The sequence below is a fragment of the Candidatus Zixiibacteriota bacterium genome (assembly GCA_018820315.1).
Taxonomy (GTDB): Bacteria; Zixibacteria; MSB-5A5; order JAABVY01; family JAHJOQ01; genus JAHJOQ01.
The window spans coordinates 72,227-87,910 of sequence record JAHJOQ010000073.1 but is presented as its reverse complement, the minus strand read 5'-3'; the positions used below and the strand labels follow the sequence as shown (position 1 = coordinate 87,910).

Annotated in this window: 14 protein-coding genes and 1 pseudogene; all 15 read right to left on the bottom strand. The window is 51.8% G+C overall.

Annotation, left to right across the window (positions count from 1 at the left end; translation table 11 throughout):
• Positions 1-6: 6 nt before the first annotated feature.
• The 15 genes and pseudogenes from KKH67_06875 to KKH67_06805 all read right to left on the bottom strand — a co-directional run bounded on the left by KKH67_06875 (position 7) and on the right by KKH67_06805 (position 15,621).
• A complete protein-coding gene (locus KKH67_06875) occupies positions 7-579 on the bottom strand; it encodes a 2-oxoacid:acceptor oxidoreductase family protein (protein ID MBU1318907.1) in 573 nt (190 codons plus the stop codon).
• A gap of 4 nt (positions 580-583) precedes the next feature.
• Positions 584-1,423: a 2-oxoacid:ferredoxin oxidoreductase subunit beta gene (locus KKH67_06870; GenBank protein MBU1318906.1), complete on the bottom strand. Its 840-nt coding sequence runs from the start codon at positions 1,421-1,423 to the stop codon at positions 584-586.
• Positions 1,407-2,564 (bottom strand): 2-oxoacid:acceptor oxidoreductase subunit alpha, encoded by a 1,158-nt coding sequence (locus KKH67_06865; GenBank protein ID MBU1318905.1) that lies wholly within the window; start codon positions 2,562-2,564, stop codon positions 1,407-1,409. Before KKH67_06865 ends, KKH67_06870 begins: the two co-directional genes overlap by 17 nt.
• An 11-nt stretch (positions 2,565-2,575) precedes the next feature.
• On the bottom strand, positions 2,576-2,857 hold the full coding sequence (locus tag KKH67_06860; GenBank protein ID MBU1318904.1) for a 4Fe-4S ferredoxin: 282 nt from the start codon (positions 2,855-2,857) through the stop codon (positions 2,576-2,578).
• A 183-nt stretch (positions 2,858-3,040) separates the two neighbouring features.
• A pseudogene (sucD, locus tag KKH67_06855) lies at positions 3,041-4,054 on the bottom strand (succinate--CoA ligase subunit alpha).
• A gap of 71 nt (positions 4,055-4,125) precedes the next feature.
• On the bottom strand, positions 4,126-5,262 hold the full coding sequence (gene sucC / locus KKH67_06850) for an ADP-forming succinate--CoA ligase subunit beta (GenBank protein MBU1318903.1): 1,137 nt from the start codon (positions 5,260-5,262) through the stop codon (positions 4,126-4,128).
• Positions 5,259-6,662, bottom strand: a complete 1,404-nt coding sequence (locus KKH67_06845) for a CCA tRNA nucleotidyltransferase (protein ID MBU1318902.1) — start codon at positions 6,660-6,662, stop codon at positions 5,259-5,261. Before KKH67_06845 ends, sucC begins: the two co-directional genes overlap by 4 nt.
• Positions 6,662-7,612 (bottom strand): carbamate kinase, encoded by a 951-nt coding sequence (gene arcC, locus KKH67_06840; GenBank protein ID MBU1318901.1) that lies wholly within the window; start codon positions 7,610-7,612, stop codon positions 6,662-6,664. The genes KKH67_06845 and arcC overlap by 1 nt, the downstream gene beginning before the upstream one ends.
• Positions 7,609-8,949, bottom strand: coding sequence for a cyclic 2,3-diphosphoglycerate synthase (locus KKH67_06835; GenBank protein ID MBU1318900.1), 1,341 nt, complete (start codon positions 8,947-8,949; stop codon positions 7,609-7,611). Before KKH67_06835 ends, arcC begins: the two co-directional genes overlap by 4 nt.
• 449 nt (positions 8,950-9,398) lie before the next feature.
• Positions 9,399-10,166: a ribonuclease Z gene (locus tag KKH67_06830; protein MBU1318899.1), complete on the bottom strand. Its 768-nt coding sequence runs from the start codon at positions 10,164-10,166 to the stop codon at positions 9,399-9,401.
• Entirely contained in the window at positions 10,163-11,197 is a 1,035-nt protein-coding gene (locus tag KKH67_06825; GenBank protein MBU1318898.1) for an aminotransferase class I/II-fold pyridoxal phosphate-dependent enzyme, read from the bottom strand. The genes KKH67_06830 and KKH67_06825 overlap by 4 nt, the downstream gene beginning before the upstream one ends.
• 149 nt (positions 11,198-11,346) lie before the next feature.
• On the bottom strand, positions 11,347-12,015 hold the full coding sequence (locus KKH67_06820; protein ID MBU1318897.1) for an SEC59/DGK1/VTE5 family protein: 669 nt from the start codon (positions 12,013-12,015) through the stop codon (positions 11,347-11,349).
• A gap of 96 nt (positions 12,016-12,111) precedes the next feature.
• Positions 12,112-13,905, bottom strand: a complete 1,794-nt coding sequence (locus tag KKH67_06815; protein MBU1318896.1) for a peptidylprolyl isomerase — start codon at positions 13,903-13,905, stop codon at positions 12,112-12,114.
• 28 nt (positions 13,906-13,933) lie between these two features.
• Positions 13,934-14,905, bottom strand: a complete 972-nt coding sequence (locus tag KKH67_06810) for a hypothetical protein (GenBank protein ID MBU1318895.1) — start codon at positions 14,903-14,905, stop codon at positions 13,934-13,936.
• 137 nt (positions 14,906-15,042) lie between these two features.
• A complete protein-coding gene (locus KKH67_06805) occupies positions 15,043-15,621 on the bottom strand; it encodes a heavy-metal-associated domain-containing protein (GenBank protein MBU1318894.1) in 579 nt (192 codons plus the stop codon).
• Positions 15,622-15,684: the final 63 nt, after the last annotated feature.

The window sequence follows — 15,684 nt, the reverse complement described above, 5'->3', positions numbered from 1 at the left end:
AGCTTCTTACGCGTTCTTGTATTCGCGCGCAATCTTGAATCCGAGCTCGAGAGCCTTGAGGTTCTTCTCCTCGGTTCCTCTCGGGGCACGTTTCTTTACTATTTCCGTCAACGCGTGCTTCGAAACGATTCCTGTCAGCTCGCATATTGCACCGAGCGAAATTACGTTGGCTACCATAGCAACGCCGATCTCGCTTTTCGCAAGCTGCACAAACGGGAATCCATAGCAATTGGGAGTAGGTGGCTGTGTCACCATATGAGAATCAATCATGAAAATTCCGCCATCCTTCAGATCATGGAAATACGTGTCACACGCCTCCTGAGTCAGCGCAAGAAGCAAGTCGAGCTTCATCGTCTTAGGATAATAAATCTCATCTTTCGATACAACGACGTCGGCTCTCGACGCTCCGCCACGAGCTTCAGGTCCATAGGACTGCGTTTGTGTGACATTCTTCCCGTCGATTGTCCCTATAGCCTCAGCCAGAATGACTCCGGCAAGGATCAGACCCTGACCACCTGAGCCGGAAAGGCGTATCTCAAATCGGTCGGAACCGACGGCATGTTTGGTTTTATCCGGCATCGTACTACCTCGCTCCAGACTTGTTCATAAGTTCATCGACCAGACGAGCGTACTTCTCGCAATACTCATCCTTCTCTTCATCGTGAAGGAGACCCGTCACGAACTTGCCTTCCATCTTCTCCGGAGGAAGCTTCCTCGCGGCCTGGATCGGCATGGCATGCTTCTTCATCCAGTCGAGCATCTGGACAGCATCACCTGCGCGGTTCAGGCGCCCGAAGTAGGTATGACAGTTCGAGATCACCTCAACGACAGAGAAGCCCTTCTTAGCAAGGGCACCTTTAATCATCTTGTCCATCTGATCGACGTGATATACCGTCGTGCGCGCAACGTAGGCAGCGCCCGACGCAATCGCCAGTTTGGCCGGATCGAATGGTTGCTCGAGGTTCCCATATGGCGCAGTAGAGCCAAACTTGGTCGTCGGTGTCGTCGGCGAATACTGACCGCCTGTCATGCCGTATATCCAGTTATTCGCAAGAATCACCGTTATATCAATATTCCTGCGGCAGGCATGGATGAAGTGGTTGCCGCCAATTGCAAGGCAGTCACCGTCACCAGTCACTACGATCACTTTGAGACGGTCGTTAGCGACTTTCACGCCCGTTGCAAAAGCAATCGCACGCCCGTGCGTGGTGTGCAGAGTGTTGAAATCGACGTACACCGGCAGACGCGACGAACATCCAATGCCCGAACAGACTGTAATATTGTCTTTCGGTATTTCCAGAGCGTCGATCGAACGAATCAGCGATCCGAGGATCACTCCAAGTCCGCAGCCGGAACACCACACATGCGGAAATTTCTTCTTCGGCCGGAGGTAACGATGAATTACATCAGATTTCTGTTCCATGATGCTTTACCTCCTTGACTTTTTGAAGAATCTGGGCGGGCGTTATCAGTTCACCGTCATATCTCTGAAGAGGTATGATTTCGGTGTGCCGCCTGTCCACATGATGTTTGATCTGATTGATAAGTTGTCCCTGGTTCAGTTCAGCTACGATCAGTTTTCTAACCTTTTTCAGCCGCTTTCGCAGGGTGTTTGCTGCCAACGGCCAGATTGCCTTGGGTCGAATCGCACCGACTTTCAGCCTGTGGTCGCGGGCCATCATGACGGCCTGCTTGGCTGCACGAGCGACGATCCCGTAGGAGAATATAGCCACATTTGGATCATCATCCATCTCGGTGTACTCAAACTGGCATGTCAATTCAGCATTCTTGACAATCTTCTGTTTGAGCTTGTCGAGCATGGCTGCGATTTCGGAAGGAACCGCGGTCGGAAATCCGAGTTCATCGTGTGTCAGCCCGGTTATATTAAAGCGATAGCCATCACCGAACTTCGCCATCGCCGAAACCCCGGTCGCCGAGATTGCAAAATGTTTGTACCAATCCGGCGGTACCGTAGGGCGTTTACGCTTCACTACCTGAATCTCGTCAGGAAATGGAATCTCTACCTTCTCTCGCATATGCGCGAGCACTTCATCAAGCAGCAGGATCACAGGCGTTCTGTACGTCTCAGACAGATTCACAGCCTCTATCGTCGCATACAGAATCTCTTCCACGCTCGACGGAGCCAGCGCAATCGCATAATAGTCGCCGTGAGTCCCGAATCCGGCCTGCATCGTATCTGCCTGAGACACTTTAGTCGGGAGGCCTGTCGAAGGGCCACCCCGCTGAACGTCAACGATCACGGTAGGCGTCTCGGTTATGTATGCGTAGCCCAGGTTCTCCTGCATCAGCGAGAAGCCAGGTCCCGACGTCGCCGTCATTGACTTGACACCCGCACATGATGCGCCTATAATCGATGCCATCGAGGCAATCTCATCCTCCATCTGGACGAAACGTCCCCCGATCAGCGGCAGTCTTCGCGCCATTCCCTCAGCGATTTCCGTAGAGGGTGTGATGGGATATCCACCGAAGAAGCGGACGCCGGCCATGATAGCGCCTTCGACACAGGCTTCGTTACCTTGCAGCAGTTTTACTTCTCTCTTCATTTGCCGCTCCTCTACTTCTCGTTGGAAATTATCGCCAAGTCAGGACAGTGCAGCCAACAGAATGCACACTGGGAGCAATCCCGAGGACGTACAATCTGTGGCTTACCATCTCGATCCGGTTCGAAGACCTTCTGAGGACAAAAGGCTATGCAAATATTGCACGCCTTACACCAGTGGTAGAAGATGGTCAGAGGGTCGTCGGATCCAGCACCTTTACCCTTCTTGGCCGGCGCAGCCTCCGTCTGTACCTTCTCTGGAGGCTTTTCTTCTGCTTTTTCCGGTTTATCTGTCATTTGCAAACTCCCGGCGGCCTATTTGCGCTTGCCCGATGTCTTACGAGAGCGCGCGGTCGTCTTCTTGGACGTTTTCTTTGTTATCTTCTTTGCAGTTTTCTTGATAGCTTTCTTCACAGACTTCTTCTTGGTCGCTGCCTTCTTTGAGACCTTCTTGACTACTTTCTTTGTAGCCTTGGGGGCCTTCTTTGCAGCCTTCTTTTTCGCAACCTTTTTGACAGTCTTCTTAGCCGCCTTCTTAGCTACTTTCTTCACGACCTTCTTGACTGTTTTCTTCGCTGCTTTCTTCTTTGCCGGCTTAGCAGTCTTCTTTCTTGCCGCTTTGGACTTTGCGATCAGCTCTGCCATGACTGTAGCGACCTGTGCCGGAGTTTCAGCAACTGGAATACCGGCTGCATTCAACGCCTTTACCTTGTCCGCAGCAGTACCGGTACCGCCGGAAATTATCGCGCCTGCATGTCCCATGCGCTTCCCCGGAGGCGCAGTCTGACCCGCAATGAACGAGACGACCGGCTTTGTTACGTTCTTCTTGATGTATGCAGCGGCCTCCTCTTCGTCAGAGCCGCCTATCTCACCGATCATGACAATCGCTTCAGTCGCCGGATCAGCCTGGAATGCTTCCAGACAATCAATAAAATTCGTCCCGATGATCTGATCGCCGCCAATTCCGATACAGGTCGACTGACCGAGCCCGGCGAGCGTGAGATTGTATACGACTTCATATGTCAACGTGCCGGAGCGTGATACGACTCCGACCTTGCCAGGCTTGCTGATGTGACCAGGCATGATGCCGACTTTCGTCTTGCCGGGGCTGATGATTCCGGGGCAATTCGGGCCGATAAGGCGGCAGTCTTTGTCCTTCAGATAATTGTAGACATTCAGCATGTCATTCGCCGGAACACCCTCGGTAATGCAGACGATTAGCTTCGCGCCAGCATCTGCTGCTTCATAGATTGCATCGATTGCAAACGCCACCGGAACGTAAATCACCGAAGTGTTGGCGCCGGTCGCTCTCACCGCATCCTCAACCGTATTAAAAATCGGAATGCCGTCGAGATTCTGGCCGCCCTTGCCCGGCGTTACACCGGCGACGACCTTTGAACCGTATTCCTTCATCTGTTTCGCATGGAATGAACCGTCACGACCGGTTATTCCCTGCACAACGATCTTAGTCTTTCCATCAACGAATATGCTCATGTTAACCTCTGACCTCTTGTTCCACAATCCTCATTTGGCCGATTCGATTTGATCTCTTTTGATCATCCACGTCAATTTATTCCCGCAACTTCTATCGCCTTCTGGACGACCTCATCCATTGATGTAGCTGCGGGTAGCTTAACTTCTTCGAGAATCCTGCGAGCCTCTTCTTCGTTGGTCCCGGTCAGCCTGATGACGATCGGAACTGATGGCTGCAGCCTGTTGATCGCTTCAACGATTCCCGTCGCGACATCGTCGCAGCGCGTGATGCCGCCGAATATGTTAAACAGGATCGCTCTTACGTTCGTATCACGCAGAATTATTTTCATTGCATTGACGACCTTCTCGGGATTCGATGATCCTCCGATGTCGAGGAAATTGGCCGGATCACCACCGTAGTACTTAACCAGATCCATAGTAGCCATAGCCAGACCTGCGCCGTTGACGATGCATCCGATGTTGCCATCGAGCTTGACAAATGACAGGCCCGCATCGCGCGCATCCATCTCAGATTTGTCTTCGGCATCCATATCGCGAAGTGCTTCGATGTCGGGATGACGGAACAGCCCGTTGTCATCGATGTTGATCTTCGCATCGATCGCAAGCACCTGACCTTCCGAGGTAGTGATCAGAGGGTTGATTTCAGCGAGAGATGCATCACTCGCCATGAAAGCTTCATACAGCTTCAGGATTATCTTCGCCGCCTGATTGACCAGCTTTGGATCATCGTACAGCTTGTATCCAAGCGCGCGTGCCTCATACATCGACATTCCCAGAAGCGGATCGATATGCCGCTTGAAAATCCTCTCGGGCGTCTCCTTGGCGACCTGCTCAATGTCAATTCCACCTGCCGGAGAAACCATGAACACAGGCTTCTTCGCCGATCTATCGATTATGATCCCGACATACGACTCGGAAGTGATATCGACTGCCTCAGTGATCAGCACTTTCTTCACTATCAGGCCTTTGATGTCCATACCCAGGATGTTGCTGGCATGTTGGAAAGCCGCTTCGGGGTTTTCGGCATATTTCACGCCACCCGCCTTCCCGCGACCACCGACATGCACCTGCGATTTCACCATTACTGCTTTGCCTATTTTCTCGGCGACGCGTTTTGCTTCCTCCGGCGTCGTCACGACTTCTCCCGGCGGCACGGGGATACCGTGACGTGCAAAGATATCCTTCGCCTGATACTCATGAATTTTCATCGAGTCTCCTCAGAATGCAAGTATTCCTTGACTGTCTCTACTAATATTTCTTCTTTATTCTTTTCAGGATCATCCAGCACGATCTCCAACAAATGGGAAAGAATATCTCCGATGATCGGTGATTCGGGAATATTGAACAGCATCATCAGATCATCTCCGCCAATTGCAAGATCCTTGACGGAAAACGGCGGTTTTCGATCCAGTTCCTCTTTGATTCGCTTCTCGAACTCGTCTACATCATCAGTCTTGTTGCCCATTCCCTGACCGACAACATCAGCGCGTCTGAGATCGAGCAGATCGAAAATCAGATCAATGCCGGTTCGACGCACAAGCCGACGGAGGCCCTTATCTGAGGGTGGAATCGAAAACATATGTTGGTCTATCAGAGTGGCGACCTCTGTAACGAAGTTATTGGGATAGCGAAGCCGCCTCAGCACCTTCTTTGCCACTCTGGCACCGCTTGTCTCGTGGCCGTAAAATGTGACGCCGCCCTCGACCTCGCACATTGACTGCGGCTTCGTCACATCGTGAAGTAACGCCGCCCACCTGAGACGCAGAGTCGGGATCGCCGCATCGACAGCATAGAGTGAGTGCTCGAAAACATTGTGCGCGTGATATCCACCCGGCTGCGTGACGCCGACAGACTCATGGAGCTCCGGCAGAATCAGTTTGAGGAGACCAATTTCCTGCATCAGCAGGAAACCGACTGACGGCATCTTCGCTCTCGTCAGAAGTTTGTTCAGCTCTTCACCGATTCGCTCGGGCGTTACAGTTGTGATCAAATCCGCATGCTCGCGCATAGCGCGCATCGTCTCCGCTTCGATCGTGAGATCGAATCGCGCCGCAAATTGAATGCCTCTGAGAATCCTCAGTGGATCATCAGTGAAGCTATTAGGGCTGATCATCCTCAGCGTTCGCGTTGCAATGTCTCGCTGACCACCGACAGGGTCGATCAAAGCTCCGGTTTTCATATCTCGCGCGACTGCATTGATGGTAAAATCGCGCCGCAGGAGATCCTCCTCAACCGGGATCATGTGATCGAAATCGACTTCGAAATCTCTGTGAGCTAGGCCGGTTGAGAATTCGCGTCTCGGAAGTGCAATGTCGTATGTGGCAGCCGGTGACGCGCCATCGCCTCGCGGCGTGAATTTGATCACACCGAACGATTTCCCGACAACATCAACCCTGCCGAATCGCCCGAGTAATGCTATGAGTTCATCAATAGGGATTCCGGTAACGAGATAATCGCGATCCTTCTCAGACACATCGCGCCCGAACAGAGAGTCGCGAACGCATCCTCCTACTTCGTAGACGCTGCCACAAGCAAGCAGAGCAGCAAATATATCATTCTTGAGTCCCGTCATCACACATTCACATTCCGCGACCGTTGTCAGACACATCACGCAACTATCCTGGTCCCCTCGTCGCCTTTGACAGCTTCGTAAGCCTTCTCGATCGAAGTTATGATAACTTCCTTACCACCATTTTCTATGAAGCCGATCGCAGCCTCAACCTTAGGTCCCATGCTGCCCGTCGGAAAATGTTCTTTCTCGGAATACTCTTTCATCTCAGCCACGGTAACCCTGTCGAGAAACTTCTGATCGAGCTTTCCGAAATTGAGTGCTACTTTGTCAACACTGGTAAGAATGATCAACAGGTCCGCGCCAATTTCATTCGCAAGAACTGCTGAGGCGCGATCCTTGTCAATTACGGCGTCGAGCCCCTCGAAGTCACCGCTCTCATCAATGTAAACCGGAACACCACCACCGCCGGATGCTATCACAATCATGCCTTTGGCAACAAGATTCTTGATCGACTTGGCATTCACGGTCGTAAGCGGGATTGGAGATGCAACCACGCGCCGCCATCCCCTGTCACCATCTTTCTTCACTTTCCAGCCGCGTTCCCGGGCAAACTGCCGCGCCTCTTCATGAGTATAGAACTGGCCAAGATACTTCGTGGGATTCTTGATCGACGGATCATTCTTGTCGACGATAACCTGTGTAACGATGGTGACTACGTCCCTCTCGATTCCTTCCCTGCGCAGTCGATTCTGTAACGACTGCTCGATCATATAACCCATGCCCCCCTCTGTGTCAGCGACACAGATCCCAAGGGGTAGAATGGGCGCCTTGCCTCTGGCCAGTTCCACCCTGAGCAACGCGTTTCCAGCCTGAGGGCCGTTCCCGTGAGTGATAGCAATCTTGAATCCGTCCCTCGCAAGAGGAACGATACCCGCCAGAGACTGGCGGGTATGTTCGAACTGGTTCGCGATGGTATCGGGAACGCCTTTCTTAGTTATGGCATTGCCGCCAAGGGCGACAACAGCAGTCTTCGACGAAAACTTCATTTCCGTTTCTTCTTGCCCATTACCTCTATAAAGCCGCTGAGAACCTCCGGAAGATTCGGTGAACCGATCTCCTGAAGATCGTACGTTACGCGCGTAGTCGGATGTTTGATTTTGACGATTCGTCTCAGATCGATCGGCGTTCCGATTACGACGCCATCGCATTCCGTGGCGTTGATCGTCTTTTCCAGATCCTTCACCTGCTTACCGCCGTATCCCATGGCCGGAAGAAGCACTCCGATGTCAGTGTACTTCTCAAACGTCTGGACCAGCGATCCCTTTAGATACGGTCTCGGGTCTACAAGCTCGGCAGCGCCGAATTTGCGTGCGGCAACAACACCTGCGCCGAACTGCATTTCGCCATGCGTTAATGTCGGGCCGTCCTCGACGACCAGCACGCGCTTGTCGCGAATCACAGTCGGGTCTTCCACTACTACCGGCGAAGCGCCATCGATAACTATCGCTTCGGGATTGTAGTGGGCTATGTTCTCGCGAACCTGCTCGACATCAAATGGATCAGCGGTATCTATCTTGTTAATGACAATCACATCCGCCGTTACGAAGTTGGTCTGTCCGGGGTAATATGAAACCTCGTGTCCCGGGCGATGCGGATCGACCACTGTAATCTGCAGATCGGGCGTATAGAAACTGGTGTCATTGTTGCCACCATCCCACACGATAATGTCTGCCTCTTTCTCGGCCTCCCTGAGTATCTGGCCGTAATCGACACCAGCGTATACTATCGTCCCGCGCATGATATGCGGCTCGTACTCTTCCCGCTCTTCGATAGTACACTCATGCTTGTCCAGGTCAGAGAGTTTCGCGAACCGCTGGCATGCCTGCTTTGCAAGATCGCCATACGGCATCGGGTGACGGATCGCTACTACCTTCTTGCCGAGTTCCTTGAGAATCTCGCAAACACGGCGAGTGGTCTGTGATTTGCCGCAACCGGTTCTGATAGCTGTCACCGCAATAACCGGAACTTTCGAATCTATCATCGTCTGAGCATTACCGAGCAGAACGAAATTCGCGCCCGCCGCGTTAACCCAGGAGGCTTTGTCCATAACGTAATTGAACGTGACGTCGGAATATGAAAAGACAACGTCCTCGACATCGTGTTTCTCAATCAGTTTGATCAGATTATCTTCTGATTCAATCGGTATGCCCTTTGGATAGAGCTTACCGGCAAGCTTGGCAGGGTACTTGCGACCTTCAATGTCAGGAATTTGAGTCGCAGTAAACGCAACTACTTCGTAACTCTTATTGTCGCGATAGTAAGTGTTGAAGTTGTGGAAGTCACGCCCAGCGGCACCCATTATCAGTACTCTTCGCCCGGCCATAATGTCTCCTTATTAACAGTTTGATGTTTCAGCTACTTGAGTCACTGGCTTTGACAAGCTGTTAAACTGAGGACATCATCCAGATGTGTTCGATGAGATAGTATGTGATGTCAACACCGTCAAGCTTCAGCATACGAATATCAATTGCGCTTTCAATTCCGCCATGCACTCTCGGCGTATCCAAACAATATAAACTGGTCTGATTTGTGAATATTTTCACAGCCTAGACCCAAAACTAATCGACAAATATATATAGTGCATTCCCCTTTGTCAACCGGTTTGAAGGGACTGATTTGTAATAAGTTAAGCTTTGATTCGAGAATCTGGAATCATGCTCCGCGGATGGTCGAACTCAGACCTCGTCGCACTCTCATATTTAGGTGAAACGTCGGTTGCCGGGGCGCCGTTCCGAGGGCCGATGCAGTCTCTGACCCGACTTCTGCCAACACTCATCTGATTGAAACAGTCAACCCCTCCTGAGCGAAGCCCAGACTGTCATATCCTGACTTCTCTAAGAACTGAAGAGTACTTTCACGGTCGAAATCATCGGGTAAATGCGTCAAAATACAGCGCTTCACGCCCTTTTCGGCGAGCAAACCAGGCAAATCGGCAAGATCGACATGCATGCCCTCGGTCAGAAGCAAATCCGCGTTCTCGGCGATTTCATCCAGATCGCTGATGCCAGTGATGTCAGCCGAATATGCAAACTTGCGGCCACCTGCAGTTAGGGCGAAGCTATAGCACTGCATAAGGTTACGAGCCCCAACGGAGTTGGCGAATTCGGCATTGCCCGCAAGATGCGGATTCGGATAGACCTCGATTCGAACTCTGCCGTCATCGAATACGAAGTCATCATCTATGGTCAACACAGATATCTCAAAGCACATTTTCTCAGGAAACAGATACAGCCCCTGCAGCATGTCCGAGAACGCTTGCTCAAACTCAGTGGGGACATGGATTCTCAGCGGTTCCGATCTCTTCTTGAGATGCTCCATCTGTATCAGCATCGGAAGTCCGATAACATGATCGGGGTGAGTGTGCGATATGAAAACATCCCCGATCTGTGATGTGTCGATGCCGCATCTCACGAGAGCCGATGCAGCCCCATCGCCGCAATCGAGCATATACCCCCGGTCACCTTCGTGTATCAAGTAACAGGAATGCGCCCGACTTACAGATGGCGTCCCGGACGCGCAACCAATAACCGTCAGTCTCATGCCGCGACCGCCTCTCTGAATAGTTCCATGGCTTTCCTGCAATCATCTGAGGACACATCGAGATGGGTCACCAACCTGATCCGTCTTGCTGATATCGGCAGAGTCAAGACGCCTTTGGCTTTCCATTTGTCAGTAATCTCCGACGCCGTCATTCCGGTCGCATCGACATCGAAAATGACTATGTTAGTGTGCACTGTATCGAGATCGATTGAAATGCCTTCCACCTTCGCAAGTTCCTCCGCAATGTATCGTGCATTGGCGTGGTCGTCAGCGAGACGTTTGATATTGTTTTCGACCGCATAAATTGCAGCGGCGGCCAGCACACCGACCTGTCGCATTCCGCCCCCGAGCATCTTTCGAATCCGCCTTGCCTTGTCGATGAATGCTTGTGTTCCCGCCACGCACGAACCAATCGGCGCGCCAAGCCCTTTCGAAAAACATACAGACACCGAATCCGCAAGCCTGGCAAAATCTTGAAGTGGGATATTGGTGGAAATGTGAGCATTCCAGAGGCGGGCGCCGTCGAGGTGCATGCCGATTCCGCGATCATCTGCCAGCTCCCGGAGCTTCTTGATCTCCTGAAGTGGAAACACCGTGCCCCCCGCCCTGTTGTGAGTATTCTCGATACAAATGAGTTTCGTACCGGGGCTGTGCAGCGACTCGTCCTTCAAAAGCGGTTCGACCTGCTCGCGCGAAATCACACCATTGATGCCGTCTACCATGCTTGTCTGCAAACCGGAGAACACAGCAACATTCGCGACCTCATAGTTGACTATATGACCATACCGTTCGATAATGATCTCATCTCCCGGAGACGTCTGGACACGCAGACAGATAGCGTTACCCATTGACCCGGACGGCACAAAGAGCGCTGACTCCTTACCGAGTCTCTCAGCAATCATGTCCTGTAGGCGGTTGACTGTAGGATCATCGCCGAAAACGTCATCGCCCACTTCGGCATTGGCCATCGCCTTGCGCATAGCATCAGAAGGCTTGGTCACGGTGTCAGATCGCAGATCAATGTATTTCATTTCAATTCCTTTCAGACTCTGTTAATATCCCGACAGAAAATGCATGGTTGAATAGTAACAAAGAACTGTCTGCCTGCCAAAGGGATTTTATCAGCAATTGATCACTGAGTCGAAAACACCACGAGAACTAAATCGATTCCAGAAGGTCGTCACATTGATATTTTCATCAGTAGGTGCATGGCAAGACCCGACACCAGCGGCACAGAAAGGTTGTCATCGATCTCACTGCTCAGCGCTTCGGTTACAGTGGCTACAACAGCACCGACTGATATCAGCCAGAACGGCAATTCGGGAAGGTATAGTGCAGGTATCAGTGAAAATACAAAGAATGCCAATGATCCCTCGTACGATTTGTTCCGAAACCTGTGCCTGCCCCACTTTCTGCCGATCAGGGCTCCGGCCGTGTCGCCGATTATGATGAACGAGAGCGCGCAGATGGCGACCGGTTTCGGAAACATGACAACTGTCAGTACGGTCGAAAACATGATGTAACTTGCACCGGTGTATCTGCAGTCCTCCTGAGGTCGAATCAATGGCCCCCAGATTCGACTCACGAAATGCCAGAGAGACCACCCGCGAAGTCTAGCGGTGTCGAATAGAATGAAGAGAGCCGCCAACGGTATGAGAACCAACAGACTGACCTGCTTGTCCGTCAACAGATACCCGATAGGAATGACCAGCGCGAAGAGGTGAGTCGCTTTGCGCAAACTCTCATTGAGGTAGGTGATATTCGGCTGAGAATCCGGACAGCCCCCGCTGCCAGATTCATTGGTTACATTGGATGAAACAGCCGACTCCGTTCTCTTCAATCGCTTCATGTTCAGCCTCCGACCGTCTCGCATCCGTGCGAGACCGTCCTCTCAGCCATACGTCGATGCACTGATCGAAGCGATTTCATCGCTTCGCGTCAGTACTTATTGACTAGAGCCTGCAGTATCGGGAGCGGGAGCGCCACCCTCGACCTGTGCCGGCGCCTGAAACACAAACTCGCGCACAAGCGCACTATCGATTACTATCGGATGTCCTGCGAAGAGATCACTGTGCCATCGCTCTTTGTATTCCTCCCGCCTCTCGTCTTTCATCCGACGTTTGACTTTGGCACTTGCCTGATCGAATGTGGTCATTTCCTTGCGATCTATCATCTTGATCAAATGGAAGCCATATTGGGTTCGAACAGGCCGAGACACATCTCCTACTGACAGCAACCAGGCCGCATTCCAGAATTCAATGGGCATCTCGTCCTTGGAGATATAACCAAGATCGAACAATGTCTCCCTGATTTCTCTTTCACCAGGATAATACTTGAGCGCCATCTCTTTGAAGTCAGCACCATCCTCTACCTGCAAGCGGATTTTCTCAGCCTTCATCGAATCCTCGAAGAGGATGTGCTGCACGGATATGGGCCTCTCCGAGTAGTAGTCATCCAAATGTGCGTCATAGAATGCTTCGGCCTCTTCATCGGTCGGTTCCCACACAGGGGGATCAGCCTTCAGGCGGTACTGGTGTTTGGCCTGCTGGAACGTATAATCCGCAAGCTCCTGTTTAGCATCCTCCCTGTCATAATAGCCGCGCTTCTTCGCTTCCACGCCAAGGATGTGCACGGTGACAAATCCGTCGAGCACCTCCTTCTTCGACTCAACATCCAGCTTCGGCAGCCTGTTCTTCATCTTGTATGTGCGAGCATAATTCGAGTACTCATAGACATATATTGTGTCGGAACTATTGACTGTCGCAAGCCAGTCAGTCGGTTTATAAGTGGAATCGTCCCTTTTGAGAAGCTTCTCATTGAATCTCACATTTGCGACCTGCTTCAAACTGTCCAGAAATGCAGCTGCCACCGTCCTGTGCTGCTCTGAGAGCAGTTGATACTCAATCGCCGCGCGAAGTTGATCATCCAGCGGAGTGTAGCCGGAATCCGACCTCTCATACACTCTTATCACATGATAACCGTGCTGAGTCCGGACGGCCGGCGATGTTTCACCGATGGGAATGGCAAAAATCACAGAGTCGAACTCGGCCGGACTCTGATCTTTCTCTATCCACCCCAGTGCTCCGCCATTGCGACCCGAGTTCTGATCGTGCGAGTACTCTTTAGCGAGATATTCGAAGGATTCGCCATCGTCGAGCTTCTCGAGGACCTCAGACATCTTCTGCCTCGCAAGAATATCTATGCTATCCTTGCTTATTTCCGAGTGACTGTGCCCTTCTTCCACATAGAAGGACGGGTTGTTCGATATCAGAATGTGCGCGGCGTTCGCGCTTGCTGGTTTGAAGTATTTCGTTTGGTTCGAGTCATAGTAACTCTCGACGTCTTCGGGAGTTACTGTCACGTTCTCGGTGATCGCATCCGCGTACATCAGTTGCATGACATATCCGCGCATATGCTCTCGAATTCGCTTCTGAGCTTCGAGAACCGTATCGACAGAGATAGTCTCAGCAACTCCACTCACCAGCCTCTCGGTTATCAACTCATTCAGAGCGTTGAAATTGAAATCAGCAGTGTCACCGATGCGTTTCAGCCCTGCGTGCTCGGTCCATCCCATTCTCTCAAGCTGTTCGTTCAGATTGGCAAGGGTGAAAACCGTGTCATCGACCCACGCTACTTCCCGCGAAAGGTCGAACACCTTGGCAGGTTCCTCGTCCGCGCCACCATTACATCCGGCAAATACAGCCAGTACTAGTAATAAGAGTAGATCTTTCTTTGACATTTGGAGCGCAGTCCTTTCGTTTTCAAAATCATTTCATGTTGTAAAGAAGAGATATTCGAAAGCTGTCGTCAATATCGGTCTGTCTCATGTACGCGAGATCGAATTCGAGGGAGGAGACCGAGATTCCGCATCCGAGGGTCAGTCTCCCGATGTCGGACCCGATCCGTCCGAACGCGCGCTCGCGAAATCCAATCTCGCATCCGAGATGCGTGTCGGCCGAGATTGAGCCGCTCCAGTACTGCGCAGCCTCTCGGTAATTCTCGAATCTCACCTCAGCATCTGCAGTCGCAACGATACTGAAATCACCCATTGTCTGCCGAGTCGAGAAGCCAGGCACCATAGTAGGATAGATGCTCTCCTTGGTTCCGGTATCATACGACAAGAGTGTGGTCGATGCGTCGCGAACCATCAGTGCAGCCGTCATATTCGCGCCAAGTTCGCATTGAACGCCAAGATCCGCACCGATGCCATACGCGCTATTATCAGCAATATTCCTATAAAGGATCTTTGCGGATCCCCCAAACCTGAATCGAGAGGAGCTCCCCGCAGCATATGAAAATATCACTTGATAATCCGCATGCCCGCTCTCCTTGACGACCCTCGGCCGGTTGAATTTATAATCCCATTCAGTGAGTTTGATCCCTCCGCCCCCGAGACGGGTGAGACTGATTGCCCCGACTGCCGAACCGGATTGTGACCTCAGAGGTGAGGCAAACGCGATATAGTCATGATTCAGGAGCAATCCGAATGTCTCTGAATGCATGAAGATGACCTGTCTGTTCGGGATCGATGAAAGGCCGGCAGGATTCCAAAAACCTGCAGTCACATCATTAACTGCGGCAGAATGCGCGCCTCCCATACCGACTGCTCGCGCACCGACACCCAACTGGAAAGGATCACCGGCATACTTCGCAGCTACAGAGGTACCTGCATTCGGACAATAGCACAGAAACAGTGCGGCGAATACACAAGTAGCAAACTTAACAATCATTGCATTCATGATATTTTCTAAGAGCTTCGCTGTCAACACAAATCACTCGGCACGATAATAGCCTTGACGACTCTACCAACTATCATACACAAAGAAAGGAGCGGGGTTTCCCCCGCTCCCTCACGAATTATCACGCGATACATCTTCTATTCAGAACCAGCCTTCTCCGTCGCCGTGACAGCCTTGACAGTCGGAGTGGCGCTCACGGATGATACTTCCGGCTTGCCGCCTTTGGCAAATTCCATGAGTTCCTTCTCAGAATAGGGTCCGACCTGGGCATGATAACCAGCCTTCTCGACTGCACTGACCAGATCGCCCGTGGTTACGAACTTGGCATCATATTCGACATCAGCCGTGCCGGTGCGATAATCTACGGCCACAGATTGCACACCCGATACACCTTTGAGGGCAGTGCTGACTTGGCCCGCACAGCCATTGCAGGTCATGTATGCGACACCAAGAGTCAACTTGCCGAGCTTATCGGACGTTGCCAAACTGGCGCCACACGCCTTTTTCTCCGCAGGAGTGCAGGCGGCCGCGGCTTTCGAGCCACATGTCTTGGCGCAGCCAGCCTGAGCGGACTTAGTATCAGTCGATTTGGTGCTGCTCGCTTCGGCTTTAGCCTTGCTGGCGGGACATCCATCACCTGCAATCAGCGATCCGGCAAGAAATGCCATGAGCACGAATGCGATAAGAATTGCCTGTGTTCTGCCTGTTCTCTTCATCAGTTCCTCCATCAATGTGACTTATGTTAATATCTTCTCTTCTTCTGCAATACAACCTGATAA